Origin of the sequence: Caldanaerobacter subterraneus (genome assembly GCF_004345675.1) — a bacterium.
In the GTDB taxonomy this organism is placed as follows: Bacteria; Bacillota; Thermoanaerobacteria; order Thermoanaerobacterales; family Thermoanaerobacteraceae; genus Thermoanaerobacter; species Thermoanaerobacter subterraneus.
In genome coordinates this window covers 88,453-105,449 of sequence record NZ_SLWU01000008.1, presented here as the reverse complement: position 1 = coordinate 105,449, position 16,997 = coordinate 88,453, and the positions used below count along the sequence as shown (strand labels likewise).

Below are 16,997 nucleotides of genomic sequence, written 5' to 3'. Positions count from 1 at the left end.
AAAAAGAATATCAATGCTGGGAGTTATAATTTAACGAAGAAGCAAATAAGAGAAGCGGTAAAGAGAATTAAAACGTCTACAAATGAAAAGATAAACAATATTACAGTTTTGAATATAGGGAAAGTAACGCCAATATACAGGATTTTAAGAGCGATAAAATACGCGCAAGTCATATAAAGAACTGATAAGACGAAGCCCTGAATTAAGTAAGTTACAGGGGTTGTCTTAAAAAATCCTACAGTATCTTGATACTATCACAAAGTTAAGGAATATTGACAACAATTTATTAAGATTGTATAATAAAAAAACAAGGAGTGAGGCTATAGCTCAGCTGGTCAGAGCGCTACGTTGACATCGTAGAGGTCATAGGTTAGACTCCTGTTAACCCCACCAATAATAGGAAGGCTTTCCACGACTAGTTAATGCAGGAATTTTTATTTTGTTGTCTAGAAATTTTTCTATTTTTTGTGTGGCTTCTTTTTTTATTTCAAGAGTTGTAGCTAAAAATTATTTTACAGTAACTAGACGGCTTCGAGGGTTTTGATGTGGTGTGCGCCGGTACCGGGAGCTGTGGGAGCTTTTTCACGCATTTACAACAAAAACTGCATTGATGACATCGAGGTTCTTATTGAAAAAAGTGGTCCCGTTCGGATCCGGGACCTTTTTGTTCAGGCCAGAACCCGCCTCGAATTTTTTACGTTAATATCAGCGAAGACTATGAAAGAGCGCTGCTGTTGGAAAAGGATTCGATTCCGGTAAACCGATTTTTAAGGAGGATTCACTCATGACCTTACTGGAACTTGCCATAATACTGGGAATATCTAGGATCAGCGGTTATATGGCGGCCAGGTTAAACCAGATGAACGTACTGGGCCAGATCATCGCCGGCCTTCTCATAGGACCTTCGGTCTTCGGCTTGGTCCACTCCGATTATGTGCTGGAGTTCATGGCCGAAATAGGTGTGGTCCTGCTAATGTTCCTGGCAGGCCTCGAGACCGACACGTCGGAACTTATAGCGTCAGGATTTTCGTCTACGGCCATCGCCGCCGGAGGGGTTATAGTGCCCTTCGCTGCAGGTGCTTGGGGCGGACTGGCTGCGGGTGTTACCCTGCCCGAGGCCCTGTTCCTGGGGACCATGTTGACAGCCACCTCTGTCAGTATAACAGTGCAGGCACTGAGGGAAATGGGAAAGCTGAATTCAAAAGAGGGTATTGCCATTATGGCTGCTGCGGTAATCGACGACGTGATAGGTATAATCGTCCTCACCTTTGTGACCGGCTATATCTCCGGTGGAACCAGGATCCTGCCGCTGATGGAGAAAATAGGAGTATTTGCGGTCGCGGTGGCAGTTATTGCAGTAGTGCTTCGGAGATACAGTGAGCGCATAGTGGAGGTAATGAGACCGGGAACTAGGATCATAACCTTTGCTTTGGTACTATGCTTTAGCATGGCTTACTTCGCCGAAAAGGCGGACATTGCCGCCATCACCGGTGCTTACATAGCGGGCTTGATTCTTTCAAACTACAGTACAAAAGAAAAAATTGTCCGCGGCATAGAAGAAATAGCCTACCTTTTCTTCACGCCCATATTTTTCATCAGCATCGGACTGAAGACTGATGTAAGGGCTGTGCTAGGCGATATCGGCTTCAGTCTTATCATAATAGCCATTGCTGTGCTCGGTAAGGTCATCGGCTGCGGGCTGACGGCAAGGCTCGTGGGATTCAACTGGAGTGAGGGCTTTACAGTAGGCGCGGGCATGGTGCCCAGGGGAGAAGTGGCCCTGATCATCGCCAACCTGGGCTTAAAAAAGGGCATCGTTTCCCAGAGGATTTTCGGTGTTTCGGTGCTGATGGTTCTTGTAACTTCTCTTATTGCCCCGCCGCTTTTAAAGCTGTTTTTCCATAGGGCAGAAAATACCAAGAACGGGGAGTGAAGGCAATGTACCTGATGGTTATCATCCTTAACCGGCCGGAACTTTTAAAAAAGCTCCTGATGGTAATGAAAAGGAACGGGGCCAAGGGGGCCACGGTGCTGGATTCCATAGGTCAGGGCGTTATTATGAAAAGTTTTGAAGAACACAGGCCAATGATTGCCAGCATTAAAAAATTGAAAGAAGAGGGACTTTTCGTGAATAAGACCATCCTTTCGGTTATAGAAGACAAGCAAAAGCTCCAGAGCATAGCCGATGCCGTAGAAAGAGAGATAGGTAGTTTTGACGAAGACAGCGAAATGGGTATAATGTTTTCTGTGCCCCTCAACATGGTTAGGGGTGGTAAGTTCGGCCGTTACGACGGGCCATTCGAATAAGAAAAGACTCTTGGAGTTGTGCTCATGAAAGGTAGCAGGATCAGTAAGGACCATAGCCTGCACAGTAGCTATAAAAACAAGAGACTTTAAATTGCATATAAAAAAGAGGTGCAAAAATCGCACCTCTTATTTTGTATATTCTTCAATGTATTTTTTAATTTCATCTTTTGTTGCAACTCTGCCTGCAACTTTGACTTCTTCATTAATCACAAGAGCAGGTGTAATCATTACGTATTCTATAATTTTATTTAAATCCTGAACTTTTTCGACTTCTACTTCAATTCCTAGTTCTTGTAATGCAGCTTTTGTATTTTCCTCCAAAGCTTTGCACTTTGCGCATCCCATTCCAAGAATTTTAATATTCATTATATTTTCCTCCTTTAATTTCATTTATTTATTTTATTTTCATATAAACATTTTAATTTATCATAAATTTTTTTAAATAGCTTTAAAAAAATTTCCAAAAACAAATCCAATAAAAGTCGACATTATAATTACTAAACTTACATAGGTAATAGTCTTTTTTGGCCCGAGGACGCTATTAATTACAAGCATGCTAGGAAGACTCAAAGCAGGTCCTGAGAGCAAAAGTGCGAGGGCAGGACCTTGTCCCATACCGTAACCCAAAAGGCCCTGAATTATAGGAACTTCTGTAAGAGTAGAAAAATACATAAAAGCACCTATTATTGAAGCAATGAAGTTTGAAAGTAATGAATTTCCACCGACAAGAGCTTCAACATACCTTGAGGGGAGTATTCCCGCATCATACCCCGGCCTTCCCATTAAAAATCCTGCTATCGCAACACCTGCAAAAAGAAGGGGAAGTATTTGTTTGGCAAGACTCCAAGTAGCTTCGATCCATGAGGTAATTTCTTCTTTTTTGAACCATTTAACAAGGATTATCGTTAGGAACACGAGGAAAAATACTGTCAAGTACCATTTTACGTTATATACAGTACTGAAAAATCCTACAGGCTGCGCGGGTTTACCCCATGCTGCAAAAATTAATATAAATACAAGGTTTGCAAAAAACAAAAAATCCTGCAATAGGCTTCTTCCTTCATTTTTTGTTGAAACTTGATAGATTTTAGACAGCCTTGCCACATCTTCTTTTTTAAATATTATTTCCATGATTAAGCCAATAACAATTGAAAATAATACTGCCCCAACTGTCCTTGCTATTCCCAATTTGTATCCCAAAATTCTTGCTGTCATTATTATTGCAAGGACGTTTATCGCAGGACCCGAATACAAAAACGCTATTGCGGGACCAAGACCAGCTCCTCTTTTATAAATCCCCGTAAAAATCGGCAAAATTGTGCACGAGCAAACAGCAAGAATTATTCCGGATACTGAGGCGACCGCGTAGGAAAGCCATTTTTTTGCCCCATCGCCGAAGTATTTCATAACCGCCTGCTGGGAAATAAAGTTTGAAATAGCACCTGCTATGAAAAGAGCAGGTATTAAGCAGGTTAATACATGATGCCTTGCATAATTTTGAAGCATGTAAAGGGATTCTATGACAGCCCTTTTAAAGTGCATGCTCTCTAAAGGCATATAGTAAACAAAAAAGAAAACACCTGCAATGACTAGAAATTTTTTAATTTCTTCCTTCATTTGTAGCCTCCTTTTTGATAAATTTTGATATTAACAAAATTATTCAACTTTGTCCTTACTAGAATCAATAAAGGAAACCTTAGTTACAAGATCACACTTTATGGTTTTGTCAATACAGATAAAATAATCTTTCATACAAGGGAATCTTACTTTGTAAAATACTGAAAGACCTTCTTTCTTGCTTTCTAAAATGCCAGCCTTTTTTAATATATTTAAATGTTTTGATATTGTTGATTGATCTACACCTATTTTATTTACAATTTCGCATACGCAAATTTCCTTTTCATTTAAAATTACGTCTAAAATTTTCAGCCTTGTCGGATGAGAAAGGGCCTTAAAAAATTCTGCGCGGAGTTCATAGATGTTTTCTGCCATGGGATTCACCTCCTATATTCCTATATTAGCATATAGGAAATATTAGGTCAACAAAAAATTTTCAAAAACCTAATAAGACAGAAGTTGGCTCATTGTATAATTAAACGCAACACCCAAAAAATTATAGAACCATAGTGAGAAATCCTGTATGATATAGATATTCAAAAAACCTCTAAACATACAGGGAGGTCTCACTATGGCTCAACATAATTGTACCACAAAATATCGCTCTTTTAAACACCTAAGTGTTTAATGAAAGAGGACAAATTGCTGTCCTGTACAAAGAAGGCAAAAGCATACGCTACATTGCAAGACAACTAGGTAGAGCTCCAAGTACTATCAGTAGGGAAATTAAGCGTGGTACTGTTACTCAGCTCAAATCTGATTTATCTACTTACGAAGCATATTTCCCCGAAGCAGGGCAGGCAGTATATGAAAAAAGGCGAAAAAATTGTGGTGCTAAACTCAAACTACCACTCGTTAAGGACTTCATTAGATTTGCGGAGGAAAAGATGCTTGAGAGAAAACCATGGTCTCCAGACAGCATAGTGGGTTATTGTAAAAGGGATCCCGATTGGAAAGATAAGCCCATGGTTTGTACTAAAACTCTGTATAACTATATAGACAGGAGACTGCTTAAAGTACGCAATATTGATTTATTGCTTAAGACGAGGCTAAAACCCAGGGATAAGATGAAGAAAAGAGAACCTAAACGGATTATGGGTAAAAGCATAGATTTAAGGCCAAAGGAAGTAAAGACACGTGAAGAATTTGGGCACTGGGAAATAGACACTGTAGTAGGCAAACGTTCTAATGATGCGGTTCTTTTGACATTGACGGAAAGGAAAACCAGGTATGAGCTCATATTTCTTCTAGATTCAAAGAATAGTGAAGCAGTAAAGAGAGTGTTTATGGAACTTAAAAGCAGCTATGGAGAATTATTTAGGGAAGTATTTCGTAGTGTAACAGCCGACAATGATTCGGAATTTAGTGAAATGTCAAATATTTTAGAGAGTCTAAGTAGCGGAGCATATTTTGCCCATCCTTACTCATTGTGGAAAAGAGCGAGCAACGAGAGGCAAAACGGGATTATAAGGCGTTTTATTCCTAAGGGCAAAGCAATAAAAGATATACCACTATCAGAGGTTAAGGAGATAGAGAGATGGATGAACCTAAGGTTTTACAATTTAAAAAGTAAAAATTTGGATGTCTATATAATACTTTTCTTTAAAAAAGTGTTGCATTTAATATTGCAATTTAGATATAATAAATAGGCATAGAGTTAAACATAGAGTAAGCAGCGGAAAATAATAAGTTGCAAACATTTTGCTAACATAATAAATAAAAACGCTTAAAAACAGCTGTGAAACAAACTTAATAATTTCCAGCAAAATTAGCAAAAAAACTTACTCTTTAGGGCTTTTTAAAACTTTTTAATGGTAATTAAAAATACACAAAAAATCCCTAAGAGGTCTGCAAAACCTTGATTCCCCAGTTCGAATCCGGGTGTCGCATCCATAATTATTGAGAGACCTTCTAAAGCCCTAAAGAAGGCTTATATTTTTTGATCTTCTGGGAGGGAAAAGTATGAAAGAATTGACCAGCATAGAAAATGTGGAAAACCTCATACGAGAAAATGGCATGGTGTTTTTTTATTTTTCCACGGAAGACTGTGGCATCTGTTCTTCCTTGCTTCCTAAGCTTGATAAAATGCTGGAAAGTTACCCCAAGGTAGAGAGTTTTCACATTTCTATTGACAAAATGCCGGCGGCATCTGGTAAATTCTCTGTTTTTACTGTTCCTACGATTATAGTGTATGTGGATGGAAGGGAAGCCATAAGAGAAGCACGGTTTATATCAATGGATGTTTTGGAAGAAAAGCTTTCAAAGTATTATTCTCTCTTCTTTGAAGAGAGCACTTAGTTTTAATGAAATTTTAATGCAATGAATTGCTAGCTTTTCTTCCAAAATTTTTATATAATATTATAGGGTTGCTCATTAAATTTTATGGGGGAAGAGTTGTGAAGGGAAGGCTTATTTTAATTGTAGATGATGATAGGTTTACACGAAGAATATTAAGAGATATTTTGGAAAAAGAAGGGTATTCTATTATAGAAGCAAGAGATGGGGAAGAGGCTTTTAGGCTATACAAAGAGATGCTTCCAGACATGGTCATCTTGGACGTGGTGCTACCTGGGATGAGCGGATTTGACCTTCTAAAAATTTTAAGAAAAGAAGAGGAAAATCTAATGCTTCCCATTTTGGTGCTTACGGCTAAAGGGGATTTTGAAGAAAAGATAAAAGGGCTTGAACTGGGAGCTGATGATTATTTGGTAAAACCTGTAAATGAAAAGGAGCTGGTCATTAAAGTCAACAATTTGTTTCAGAGAATTGAGCACAATAAGATGGCTAATCCTTTAACGGGCTTAAGGGGAAACATAGACATAAAAGAAGAAATAAAGAGAAGGATTAAATCAAAAGAGCTTTTTGCTGTTTTGTACATAGATTTGGATAATTTTAAGTCTTACAACGACTACTATGGCTTTCTTAGAGGGGACGAAGTTATTAAACTTACAGCAAAGATTTTATCCGATGCTGTAGAGCTTGTTGGCAATGACAAGGACTTTTTAGGTCATATAGGTGGAGATGACTTCGTGATAATTACTACTCCCGAGAAAGCTGAGGAGATGTGCAAGTACATAATTTCTCGCTTTGACAGTGAAATAAAATTTTTATACGATAAAAAAGACAGAGAAAGAGGTTACATAGAGACCACTAGTAGAAGAGGAGAGAAGCTTAAGTTTCCTTTTGTGTCAGTTTCTATTGCTATTGTGACTAATGAATTTAGAGATTTTAGAAGCGATTTGGAAATAAGTGAAGTAGCGGCAGAACTCAAGAAAAAATTAAAACAGATGAAAGGGAGCTGCTATTTGAAAGATAGGAGAAGGGGTTAAATGGCATACAAAAAGTATGCCATATTTTTGTAATTTTTTACAGGAAGGGTGAATTTTTTGAATCCTCTTGTTCCTGAAAAAAGCGTCAATTGCGTTCTCCTAGATGGGAGAGAAATAGAAATTGGAAATGCTTTAGAAAGATTAGGCATAGAAGTCATATATACGGAAAAATGTGATGAACTTTATAAAGCTATTTCCTATCATCCTGATATTCTTGTGCACCCTGTAGAAGAGAAAGAAGTAATAGTGGCACCAAATGTTTCTCAAAGGTTTATTAACGAGCTTACAAAGTTTGGCATAAAAGTAGTAAAAGGTAAAACTTTTCTTAAAAGAAACTATCCATATGATATAGCATATAATGTAGCAAGATTAGGGAATACAGCTTTTCACAATTTGAAATATACTGATCCGGTTTTGAGAGAGATTTTAGAGAAAAAAGGTGTGAAGTTTTTACATGTCAACCAGGGATACACTAAGTGCAATATGGCAATTGTGGATGAGAAAAGTTTTATAACTTCCGACAGAGGTATATTTGAAGTGGGAGTGAGAAGTGGATTTGATGTGCTCTTAATTGAGCCAGGGGGAATAATTCTAGAAGGGTTTGATTATGGGTTTATAGGAGGAGCAACGGGGCTTATAGGGGAGAAAAGATTGGCAGTGACAGGGACTTTTTATCATCATAAAGATTATGAAAAAATAATGGAATTTTTAAATAAAAAAGGAATTAAAATCACTTATCTGACTTCTGGTCAAATAAAAGACATCGGTTCCATCATTCCACTCTTTTGACCTGCACAAAAACGGAGCAATGTACACATACTATTAGCGAAAGGAGTGATAGAAATTGCAACTTTTTTCCATCGCAGTTTCAAATAAATTGAATATAGATGAAGAAAACTTGATATCTGCTTTTAAAAATTTATCAAATAAAGGAGTAAAAGTGATAGTTAGTTCAAATATATGCAGGAGTTCTACTTATTATGAATTGAAATTGGAAGAAAAATTTGCATTTGGCAAAGACAATAAAGCTAGGGATTTGATAGCAGAGGCTATTTCAGATATAATTGTAAACCATGCAGTCAATTGGATTGTATCAAAGCTTATTGGCAAATATTATTATTACTTTAGCCAACAGGAAAAAGATGATATAAGAAAAATTGCTTACAGTATTTTAGAAAGTGAAGACAATATAGAGACTTTTAAAAAGGTGAAGAGAAAAGAAATAGCTAAAGAGGTATTCGATTTTTTGGAAGAAAATAGGCACATTGATATAGAAGGTTTTGTGAATTTCAGGTTAAAAAGTTTTGTGGGAGAGCTGAGTGAAGTAGTAGATAAGGCAGTAGACGAGTTTTTAATGCAGAAAGAGTACAACGAGTTTGTAGGGCTTTTGAAATATTTTGTAGAGTTACAAGACTCCAAGTTAGAGGTTTTAAATGTGGTAGTGGATAAGGGAGGGAAGTTTCACCTCTACAATGAAAGTTATGAACCTTTATCCAGCGAATATATAAAAGAAATAGCGGGAGAACTTCAGGAAGGTGTTGTGACGGATGAGGACGCTTTGATGAGCATTTTGATAACTATTGCTCCTCAAAAGATATTTTTTCACTCAGTAAATTACTTAAAAAATAAAGAGATTTTGGACACGATAAAAAAGGTATTTACCAATAGGGTGGAGGTTGTGTGTTCTGAAGTTAAATGCGAAAAGTGAAAATGGTTATTGACAAATGGCTTTAATGGGGATATAATGAATTAAAAATTGAATATGAAGGCAATGATGGGAAGAGTAGATATTCATAAGGAACATCACAGAGATTGAGTGACATAGGCTGAGATCACTCAAATGTTCCGAATATCGAAGACCACCCCGGAGCTGCGGATGATGAGTCCGAACGGTTATTCCGATATAATACCAGAGTATAAAGAAGAGTGGAACCGCAGATGACCTCTGCCTCTTTACGGGGTAAGAGGTTTTTTATTTAAAATTATACAAATTTATACAAAGGAGGTTAAGGCGATGGTAATTACTTTAAGGGACGGCACGAAAAGAGAATTTGAAAAGGGAATCACTGTGTATGAAATTGCAAAAAGTATAAGCGATAAACTGGCGAGAGAGGCTGTGGGAGGAAAATTTAATGGCAAGATAGTAGAGCTTAATACGAAGATTGAAGAAGATGGGGAGTTAGAGATTTTGACTTTTGAAGATGAAGAGGGGAAAAAGATTTACTGGCACACTTCTTCCCATATTCTGGCACAAGCTGTCAAAAGGCTTTTTAAAGATGTCAAACTGGCAATCGGCCCTGCCATAGACAATGGCTTTTACTACGATTTTGATACAGAAAGGCCTTTCACAACAGAAGATTTTGAGGCTATAGAGGAGGAAATGAATAAAATAATAAAAGAGGACTACAAGTTAGAGAGATTTGTCCTTTCAAAAGAAGAAGCTATAAAGTTTATGAAAGAAAAAGATGAGCCCTATAAGGTAGAGTTGATTGAAGAGATACCAGAAGGAGAAGAAATTTCCTTTTACAAGCAGGGAGAGTTTGTGGACCTATGTGCAGGACCTCATCTCCCCTCTACAGGCATGGTAAAGGCCATTAAATTGCTTTCAGTAGCTGGTGCTTATTGGAAGGGCGATGAGAAGAACAAGATGCTGCAAAGAATATATGGCATAAGCTTCCCCAAGAAGAGCATGCTGGACGAGTACCTACATATGATGGAAGAGGCTAAAAAGAGGGACCACAGAAAATTGGGGAAGGAGCTTGACTTATTTAGCATACATCCTGAAGGGCCTGGTTTTCCATTTTTCCATCCGAAGGGCATGATTATAAGGAATATATTGGAGGATTTTTGGAGAAAAGAGCACATAAAGAGGGGATACCAGGAGATAAGAACTCCTATAATTTTAAACGAGGAGCTCTGGAAGAGGTCTGGACACTGGGACCACTACAAAGAGAACATGTACTTTACGGAAATTGACGGACAGACTTATGCGATAAAACCGATGAACTGCCCTGGAGCGATGTTAGTTTATAAGTCAACACTTCACAGCTATAGAGATTTGCCGTTAAGGCTTTGCGAGCTGGGATTAGTCCACAGGCATGAGCTTTCTGGAGTGCTGCACGGGCTCATGAGGGTGAGAAGTTTCACGCAGGACGATGCTCACCTTTTCATGACTCCAGAACAGGTGGAAGATGAGATTTTAGGGGTAATAAACCTGGTTGACTATTTCTACAAGATATTCGGATTTGAGTATCATGTGGAACTTTCTACAAGACCTGAGAATTCTATGGGAACAGATGAAGAGTGGGAGCTGGCGACAAATGCCTTGATTTCTGCTTTAAAGAGAGCTAATCTGCCTTACAAGGTGAATGAGGGAGAAGGGGCTTTTTACGGGCCTAAGATAGATTTCCACTTAAAGGACAGCATAGGTCGCACATGGCAGTGCGGGACAATTCAACTGGATTTCCAGATGCCAGAGAGGTTTGAACTGGAGTATATAGGACCAGACGGAGAAAAACACAGACCTATAATGTTGCACAGGGTGATTTACGGCAGCATAGAAAGGTTTATTGGAATTTTAACAGAGCATTTTGCAGGAGCTTTTCCCACATGGCTTGCGCCTGTGCAGGTGAGAGTTTTGCCTATTTCTGAAAAGCACCATGAATATGCGAGAAAAGTCTATGAGCGCTTGCAGGAGCACGATATAAGGGTTGAGCTGGATGACAGAAATGAAAAAATAGGATACAAGATAAGGGAAGCACAGCTTCAAAAAATTCCTTACATGCTGATTGTGGGAGATAGGGAAGTAGAAGAGGGAAATGTTTCGTTAAGGTCCAGAAAAGATGGGGATTTGGGGCCAATTTCTCTAGACAATTTCATAGAAAAAATTCTAAAAGAGATAGCTACAAAAGCGCTCTAAAATCAAAATGTCCCTTTTCAAAAGGGGCATTTTGATTTCTTGAAAGAATTTTAAAAACATGGTAAGCTAAAATTAGAATATTTTATTTTGAAGGGAAGGGACATGAAAAGGGATATTGAAGTTTACAGGTATTTGAGGCATAACATAAGGATGAATCTATTCAATGGGATTGCATGGGCAATAGGCTTTAACATGGTTAACCCTTTTATCGGAATATATGCCATAAAATTGGGAGCGAATGACTTTCAGGTTTCTCTTTTAAATTCGCTTCCCGCTCTAATGGTGGTAGTTTCAGTTATTCCTGTGACCTACTTGATTAATAAACTAGAGGATGTTCACAAGTTTTCCTATGTAACTTTGTATATAGCAAGGACCTTTTATTTTTTGTTAGCCCTCGCTCCATTTTTTAGGAAAGATATTCAGCCATGGATAGTGGTATTGCTTGTAGGGCTTATGAACCTGCCTTCTGTCACTGTTGGAATGTGCTGGCAGTCATTTATGAGCGAATTGATACCTCAAGAGTATAGAAGCAAGGTTTTCGCTGATAGAAATTTTTGGACTACTATTGTAGGGACGATAGTGGTACTCCTCACAGGTTGGCTTCTTGACATAATAAAATTTCCATGGAATTATCAGATTATATTCACTGTGGCTTTTATATTTGGATTAATAGAGGCCTATTATTTTTCGAGGTTCCATGTGGTCAAAAGGGAGAAAAAGGAAGTGAGCAATTTTGCTCAAGCCTTTAAAAATATGTTTGAAAGCAAGAAGTTTATCTACTTCAACGCTACCTCATTTTTGTACTATTTTGTCTGGATGATGGCGTGGCCAATTTTTACAATTTACAAAGTAAACTATCTTCATGCCAATAATGCCTGGATGAGCATTTTCACTATTGTGTCTTCTATAGGGTCGATTATAGCTTTTTACAGATGGGCAGACTTGTCCAATAGGAAAGGAAATGGATATGCTGTGGCACTAAGCGCCCTGCTAATTGGGTTTATACCTCTTATGTGGGCTACGGCAAAGAACTTGTACGTTGGTGCGGTTTTTGATTTTTTTGGGGGAATAGCAGTAGGCGGGTACAACATGCTTTTATTGAACTGGCTTTTGGAGCTTTTGCCTCCAGGTTCTGAAAAGATGACTTACATAGGAGTTTTTACTTTTATCACTCAAATAGCTGCTTTTGTCTCTCCTGTTGTGGGAATGTGGCTTTACACGAAGATGGGGTATGTCACCTTTATGGTGTTTACAGGTATAGTGAGAATTCTCGTGAGCCTTCTTTACTTTGTGGTGGCATCCTATGAAGAAAAGATAGAGGAAGAAGAAAAGGTAGGGGGAATAAGATGAGATATCTTACAGCTGGAGAATCACACGGGGAGGCTTTGATTGCCATTATTGAAGGGCTTCCTTCAAATCTTTTTATTGATGCAGAATTTATCAATAAAGAGCTGGAAAGAAGACAAAAAGGCTACGGCAGAGGAGGAAGGATGGCTATTGAAAAAGATGAAATACGTATAATAAGTGGGGTAAGGGATGGGAAGACTACTGGTGCCCCTCTTACAATGGAGATTAAAAATAGGGATTATAAAAACTGGAAGGATAAAAAGGTTCCTCCTGTCACAAGGCCCCGGCCAGGACATGCAGATTTACCCGGTTCTATTAAGTATAACCAGAGAGATATAAGAAATATTTTGGAAAGAGCCAGTGCCAGAGAGACGGCGGCAAGGGTGGCAGTTGGAAGTGTTGCCAAGCTTCTCTTGAAAGAATTGAATATATCTTTAAAAAGCAGAGTTTTGGAGATTGGAGGAGCAAAAAGAGAAGAAAAGTGGAAAAGGCTTATTGAAAAGGCGAAAAAAGAAGGGGATACTCTGGGAGGAATAATAGAGATTGTGATTGAAGGGGTGCCTGTTGGGCTGGGAAGCCATGCTCAGTGGGACAGAAAGTTGGATGCGTTACTCGCTTATCATGTGATGAGCGTTCAAGGCATAAAAGGTGTTGAATTTGGACTGGGATTTGAAGGGGCAAGACTTCCCGGATCGCTGGTGCACGATGATATATATTACAAGGAAAACGAGGGTTTTTATAGAAAGACGAATAATGCCGGAGGCATTGAGGGAGGCATGTCAAACGGGAATCCTATAGTGATAAGGGCTGCTATGAAGCCAATTCCCACTCTTTTACGGCCTCTTGACTCTGTGGATATAGCTACAAAAGAAAAGACAAAAGCTATTTATGAAAGGTCGGATGTCACTGCTGTTGAAGCTGCTGCTTGTGTTTTGGAGGCTGTCTGTGCATGGGTGATTGCTGATGAATGCCTTAAAAAATTTGGCGGTGATTCAGTTGAGGAACTAAAGAGAAACTATGCTTCCTACAAAGAGTATGTCAAGATGTTTTAAAATTTATTGACAAAAAAATAAAATAATGATAAACTAAAAACGCGAATAAGTAGAAGCGCCCGCTTCTCACCTTTCGCCATAGGGCAGAAAGGTTTCTTCTTGAAAGTCAAAAGTAATATGGGCGAAGAAGCGGGTGGATTATCCGCTTTTATTTTTTGATAATTTTTAGGAGGTGTGTATTTATTAACCATCGGGATTTTCAGGTAAATGAGCAAATTAGGGACAAAGAGGTAAGGCTTATTGACCAGGATGGCAAGCAGATAGGGATAATGTCTGCCAAGGAAGCTTATAAGATTGCACAGGAGAGGCATTTGGACCTTGTGAAGATCGTTCCCAATGCCAATCCCCCTGTTTGTAAATTGATGGATTTTGGCAAGTACAGGTATGAGCTTAGCAAGAGGGAAAAAGAAGCTAAGAAAAAACAAAAGATAATAAATGTGAAGGAGATAAGGATGTCCCCTAATATTGAAGACCATGACTTTGGAGTCAAATTGAAAAGTGCGATTAAGTTTTTAAAGGATGGGGACAAGGTGAAGGTGACTATAAGGTTTAGGGGGAGAGAGGCGGCTCACACCTCCCTGGCAGAAGACCTTTTGAAGCGCTTTGCTGAGGAACTGAGGGAGTACGGCAATGTAGAAAAGGCGCCGAGCATGGATGGTCGCAACATGATGATGGTAATAGCACCTAAAAAACAGTAGAAGAGGAGGATAATTATGGCAAAAATAAAGATGAAAACTCATAGGGGAGCAGCAAAGAGATTTAAGGTGTTAAAATCCGGAAAAGTAAAGAGGATGAAAGCTTATAAGAGTCACCTTTTGACTCACAAAAGTTCAAAGAGGAAGAGAAGATTAAGAAAAGCTACTTATTTAGAGGGAGCAAGTGCCAAGACTATAAAGCGTCTTTTACCATATTCATAAAAATAGGAGGTTGTAAAAATGGCTAGGGTAAAATCCGGAAAAGTTACGAGAAGAAGGCATAAAAAGATACTAAAGCTTGCAAAAGGTTACTGGGGAGCGAAAAGCAAGCTCTTCAGAGTTGCTAATCAGGCTGTAATGAAGTCTTTGATGTACGCTTATATTGGAAGAAAGTTAAGGAAGAGAGATTTCAGAAGGCTTTGGATTACCAGGATTAATGCAGCTGCAAGAGCTCATGGTATTTCTTACAGCAGGTTTATAAACGGTCTCAAGAAAGCAGGGATAGAGATCAACAGAAAGATGCTTTCAGAAATGGCAATACACGATGAAAAGGCTTTTGCAGAGTTAGTGAACATAGCTAAACAGCAATTAAACGCATAAGGCCAGTTTTAGATGGCCTTTTGCTTTAATAAAAAAGAGTGGTGCAATATGCTCATAACGAGTGAGGACAATAGCTTTATAAAGAAGATTAAAAAGCTAAAAGATAAAAAAGGGCGATATGAAGAAAAGCTCTTTTTTGTAGAAGGATTAAACAGCGTAAAAGAAGCCTTGGATAGCGACTTTAAAGTGGAGTATGTGGTAGTAGGGGAAGATGTGGAATTTGAGTTTAAAGGAGATTTTAAGCTAATACGCATTGCAAATAAGCTGTTTAAAAAAATCAGTGATACGGTGACTCCTCAAAAAATAATGGCGATTGTGAGGATGCCAGTGTACCGCGAAGAAGATTTTATAAAAGAAGAGGGCGTGTACGTTATAGCAGATAATGTACAGGACCCGGGAAATCTTGGGACAATCATAAGAACGGCTGATGCTTTTGGGGCTGATGCTGTTTTTACAATAAATAACTCTGTCGATATATATAACCCAAAAGTTCTCAGAGCCTCAATGGGGTCAATCTTTCACATTCCTGTCATCGCTACAGCAAATGAAGTGCTTTACAAACTTAAAGGAAAAGGTGTCAAAGTTTTTGCCACGCACCTAAAAGGGGAAAAATTTGTGCATGAAGTTGAGATAGACAAAGGTACAGCTTTTATTCTGGGAAATGAAGCGAGGGGAGTGAGCTCTTTAGATTTTGTAGACGGCTTTATAAAAATTCCTATGACAGGGAGAGCAGAATCACTGAATGTTTCCATTGCGGCAGCAATATTTTTGTACGAATCACAAAGGCAGAGGTTGATAAAAAATAAGCAAAATGGTATAATCTTAAAAAAATACAGCCAAATGCGATGAAGGAGTAAAGTACATTATCGAAGGCCACAGGGAGATGGCGCCGTAGACTGAGAGCGCCATTGGCAGGTAGATAATGGAAGTTCCCTCTGGAGCAGCGTGCTGAACCAATAGTAGGCATTGCCGGGCGACCGTTACCTAAAATGAGGGAGCACCTCAAATGGGGTGCTAAGATAGGTGGTACCGCGGAATTCTTCGTCCTATGACGGAGGATTTTTTATTTTATAATCACAAGAAAAGGGGTTGAAAAAGGGATGGAGGAGTTACTAAAAGAGCTTTCTAAAAGAGCAGAAGAAGAGATTCTTAAGGCAAAAAGCCTTCAAGAAATTGAAAGTTTAAGGGTTAAATATTTGGGGAAAAAGGGCGAGCTTACGCAAATTTTGAGAGGGATGGGAAGTTTAAGCCCTGAAGAAAGGCCAGTGATAGGGCAGTTAGCCAATGATGTGAGAGAAAAAATAGAGAATATGATTTTGGAGAGAAGAGAAAAAATTGCCAAAGAAGAAAAGGAAAGAAAGATAAAAGAAGAGTACATAGATATTACCATGCCAGGCAAGCCTTACAAATACGGGCATAAGCATCCTATTACTCTTGTGATGGATGAAATTAAAAGAATTTTTCTGGGCCTAGGTTTTTCTATTGCAGAAGGGCCAGAAGTAGAGCTTGCTTACTACAATTTTGAAGCTTTGAACACTCCGGAAGACCATCCTGCTCGCGACTTGCAGGATACTTTTTACATAACTTCTGATATACTTTTGAGGACGCAAACTTCTCCAGTTCAAGTGAGGACTATGGAAAAGACCAAACCACCTATAAGAGTTATTTCGCCCGGCAGAGTCTACAGGTCTGATGACATAGATGCTACGCATTCTCCTGTATTCCATCAGATGGAGGGTTTAGTGGTAGATGAGGGCATCACAATGGGGGATTTGAAAGGGGTTTTAAACGTATTTGCTAAAAAGTTTTTCGGGGAGAGTACGCGGACAAAATTTAGGCCCCACTTTTTCCCCTTCACAGAGCCCAGTGCAGAAATGGATGTAAGCTGTTTTGCTTGTGGCGGTAAAGGATGCCGTGTGTGCGGCTACACCGGCTGGATTGAGATTTTAGGTGCAGGCATGGTCCATCCTAATGTCTTGAGGATGTCAGGAATTGACCCTGAGAAGTATACCGGTTTTGCCTTTGGGTTGGGAATAGACAGGATAGCGATGTTAAAATATGGGATAGAAGATTTGAGATTGTTATTTGAAAACGACATGAGATTTATAGAACAATTTTAAGGGGTGAGCTT

Annotated in this window: 17 protein-coding genes, 1 tRNA gene, 2 pseudogenes and 2 other annotated features; of the genes and pseudogenes, 17 read left to right on the top strand and 3 right to left on the bottom strand. The window is 38.8% G+C overall.

The annotated features are described in order from the left end of the window. The 4 genes and pseudogenes from EV203_RS05420 to EV203_RS05405 all read left to right on the top strand — a co-directional run. Positions 1-177 (top strand): annotated as a pseudogene (locus tag EV203_RS05420) (UPF0236 family protein); the annotation flags it as partial. A 139-nt stretch (positions 178-316) separates the two neighbouring features. Next, positions 317-393, top strand: a tRNA-Val gene (locus tag EV203_RS05415). Positions 394-784: 391 nt separating this feature from the next. Beyond that, entirely contained in the window at positions 785-1,933 is a 1,149-nt protein-coding gene (locus EV203_RS05410) for a cation:proton antiporter (protein WP_132039484.1), read from the top strand. 5 nt (positions 1,934-1,938) lie between these two features. After that, positions 1,939-2,307: a P-II family nitrogen regulator gene (locus EV203_RS05405; protein ID WP_132039482.1), complete on the top strand. Its 369-nt coding sequence runs from the start codon at positions 1,939-1,941 to the stop codon at positions 2,305-2,307. 126 nt (positions 2,308-2,433) lie between these two features. Here the strand turns inward: EV203_RS05405 and EV203_RS05400 are convergent, their stop codons facing one another. The 3 genes from EV203_RS05400 to EV203_RS05390 all read right to left on the bottom strand — a co-directional run bounded on the left by EV203_RS05400 (position 2,434) and on the right by EV203_RS05390 (position 4,299). Then, positions 2,434-2,673 (bottom strand): thioredoxin family protein, encoded by a 240-nt coding sequence (locus EV203_RS05400; RefSeq protein WP_132039488.1) that lies wholly within the window; start codon positions 2,671-2,673, stop codon positions 2,434-2,436. 72 nt (positions 2,674-2,745) lie between these two features. After that, entirely contained in the window at positions 2,746-3,924 is a 1,179-nt protein-coding gene (locus EV203_RS05395; RefSeq protein ID WP_132039481.1) for a permease, read from the bottom strand. Between the two features lie 39 nt (positions 3,925-3,963). Then, entirely contained in the window at positions 3,964-4,299 is a 336-nt protein-coding gene (locus EV203_RS05390; RefSeq protein WP_132039479.1) for an ArsR/SmtB family transcription factor, read from the bottom strand. Positions 4,300-4,495: 196 nt separating this feature from the next. Between EV203_RS05390 and EV203_RS05385 the strand changes: the two are divergent. The 13 genes and pseudogenes from EV203_RS05385 to pheS all read left to right on the top strand — a co-directional run bounded on the left by EV203_RS05385 (position 4,496) and on the right by pheS (position 16,986). Next, positions 4,496-5,573: pseudogene (locus tag EV203_RS05385) on the top strand (IS30 family transposase). Positions 5,574-5,886: 313 nt separating this feature from the next. After that, entirely contained in the window at positions 5,887-6,222 is a 336-nt protein-coding gene (locus EV203_RS05380) for a thioredoxin family protein (RefSeq protein ID WP_011025922.1), read from the top strand. A gap of 98 nt (positions 6,223-6,320) precedes the next feature. Further along, complete coding sequence (locus EV203_RS05375) at positions 6,321-7,253, top strand: GGDEF domain-containing response regulator (RefSeq protein WP_132039477.1); 933 nt, start codon at positions 6,321-6,323, stop codon at positions 7,251-7,253. 57 nt (positions 7,254-7,310) lie between these two features. Then, positions 7,311-8,042 carry a DUF6873 family GME fold protein gene (locus EV203_RS05370; RefSeq protein WP_132039475.1) on the top strand — a complete coding sequence of 244 codons (732 nt, stop codon included), beginning with the start codon at positions 7,311-7,313 and terminating at the stop codon, positions 8,040-8,042. A gap of 55 nt (positions 8,043-8,097) precedes the next feature. Continuing rightward, complete coding sequence (ytxC, locus tag EV203_RS05365) at positions 8,098-8,961, top strand: putative sporulation protein YtxC (protein WP_132039473.1); 864 nt, start codon at positions 8,098-8,100, stop codon at positions 8,959-8,961. Positions 8,962-9,267: 306 nt separating this feature from the next. Further along, positions 9,268-11,172: a threonine--tRNA ligase gene (thrS, locus tag EV203_RS05360; RefSeq protein ID WP_132039471.1), complete on the top strand. Its 1,905-nt coding sequence runs from the start codon at positions 9,268-9,270 to the stop codon at positions 11,170-11,172. A gap of 102 nt (positions 11,173-11,274) precedes the next feature. After that, positions 11,275-12,522, top strand: coding sequence for an MFS transporter (locus EV203_RS05355; RefSeq protein WP_132039469.1), 1,248 nt, complete (start codon positions 11,275-11,277; stop codon positions 12,520-12,522). Next, a complete protein-coding gene (locus EV203_RS05350) occupies positions 12,519-13,571 on the top strand; it encodes a chorismate synthase (RefSeq protein ID WP_132039467.1) in 1,053 nt (350 codons plus the stop codon). Before EV203_RS05355 ends, EV203_RS05350 begins: the two co-directional genes overlap by 4 nt. A 41-nt stretch (positions 13,572-13,612) precedes the next feature. Next, positions 13,613-13,731: a sequence feature (ribosomal protein L20 leader region), on the top strand. Further along, a complete protein-coding gene (gene infC / locus EV203_RS05345) occupies positions 13,712-14,269 on the top strand; it encodes a translation initiation factor IF-3 (protein ID WP_043884099.1) in 558 nt (185 codons plus the stop codon). (Overlaps the previous feature by 20 nt.) 15 nt (positions 14,270-14,284) lie before the next feature. After that, on the top strand, positions 14,285-14,488 hold the full coding sequence (rpmI, locus tag EV203_RS05340) for a 50S ribosomal protein L35 (RefSeq protein WP_011025901.1): 204 nt from the start codon (positions 14,285-14,287) through the stop codon (positions 14,486-14,488). 18 nt (positions 14,489-14,506) lie between these two features. After that, positions 14,507-14,866 (top strand): 50S ribosomal protein L20, encoded by a 360-nt coding sequence (gene rplT / locus EV203_RS05335; protein WP_022587805.1) that lies wholly within the window; start codon positions 14,507-14,509, stop codon positions 14,864-14,866. 48 nt (positions 14,867-14,914) lie between these two features. Beyond that, on the top strand, positions 14,915-15,715 hold the full coding sequence (locus EV203_RS05330; RefSeq protein ID WP_011025899.1) for a TrmH family RNA methyltransferase: 801 nt from the start codon (positions 14,915-14,917) through the stop codon (positions 15,713-15,715). Beyond that, positions 15,703-15,918 (top strand) — a binding site (T-box leader). Its footprint overlaps the gene before it by 13 nt. A gap of 48 nt (positions 15,919-15,966) precedes the next feature. After that, entirely contained in the window at positions 15,967-16,986 is a 1,020-nt protein-coding gene (pheS, locus tag EV203_RS05325; protein WP_132039465.1) for a phenylalanine--tRNA ligase subunit alpha, read from the top strand. The last annotated feature ends 11 nt before the right edge of the window (positions 16,987-16,997 follow it).

What these genes read in the sequence shown, in the direction of transcription:
- EV203_RS05395 (WP_132039481.1), bottom strand. Translation starts at nt 3,924, where the DNA reads ATGAAGGAAGAAATTAAAAAATTTCTAGTCATTGCAGGTGTTTTCTTT.
- pheS (WP_132039465.1), top strand. Translation starts at nt 15,967, where the DNA reads ATGGAGGAGTTACTAAAAGAGCTTTCTAAAAGAGCAGAAGAAGAGATT.
- thrS (WP_132039471.1), top strand. Translation starts at nt 9,268, where the DNA reads ATGGTAATTACTTTAAGGGACGGCACGAAAAGAGAATTTGAAAAGGGA.
- rplT (WP_022587805.1), top strand. Translation starts at nt 14,507, where the DNA reads ATGGCTAGGGTAAAATCCGGAAAAGTTACGAGAAGAAGGCATAAAAAG.
- EV203_RS05355 (WP_132039469.1), top strand. Translation starts at nt 11,275, where the DNA reads ATGAAAAGGGATATTGAAGTTTACAGGTATTTGAGGCATAACATAAGG.
- EV203_RS05390 (WP_132039479.1), bottom strand. Translation starts at nt 4,299, where the DNA reads ATGGCAGAAAACATCTATGAACTCCGCGCAGAATTTTTTAAGGCCCTT.
- EV203_RS05400 (WP_132039488.1), bottom strand. Translation starts at nt 2,673, where the DNA reads ATGAATATTAAAATTCTTGGAATGGGATGCGCAAAGTGCAAAGCTTTG.
- EV203_RS05380 (WP_011025922.1), top strand. Translation starts at nt 5,887, where the DNA reads ATGAAAGAATTGACCAGCATAGAAAATGTGGAAAACCTCATACGAGAA.
- EV203_RS05350 (WP_132039467.1), top strand. Translation starts at nt 12,519, where the DNA reads ATGAGATATCTTACAGCTGGAGAATCACACGGGGAGGCTTTGATTGCC.
- EV203_RS05410 (WP_132039484.1), top strand. Translation starts at nt 785, where the DNA reads ATGACCTTACTGGAACTTGCCATAATACTGGGAATATCTAGGATCAGC.
- rpmI (WP_011025901.1), top strand. Translation starts at nt 14,285, where the DNA reads ATGGCAAAAATAAAGATGAAAACTCATAGGGGAGCAGCAAAGAGATTT.
- EV203_RS05330 (WP_011025899.1), top strand. Translation starts at nt 14,915, where the DNA reads ATGCTCATAACGAGTGAGGACAATAGCTTTATAAAGAAGATTAAAAAG.
- EV203_RS05405 (WP_132039482.1), top strand. Translation starts at nt 1,939, where the DNA reads ATGTACCTGATGGTTATCATCCTTAACCGGCCGGAACTTTTAAAAAAG.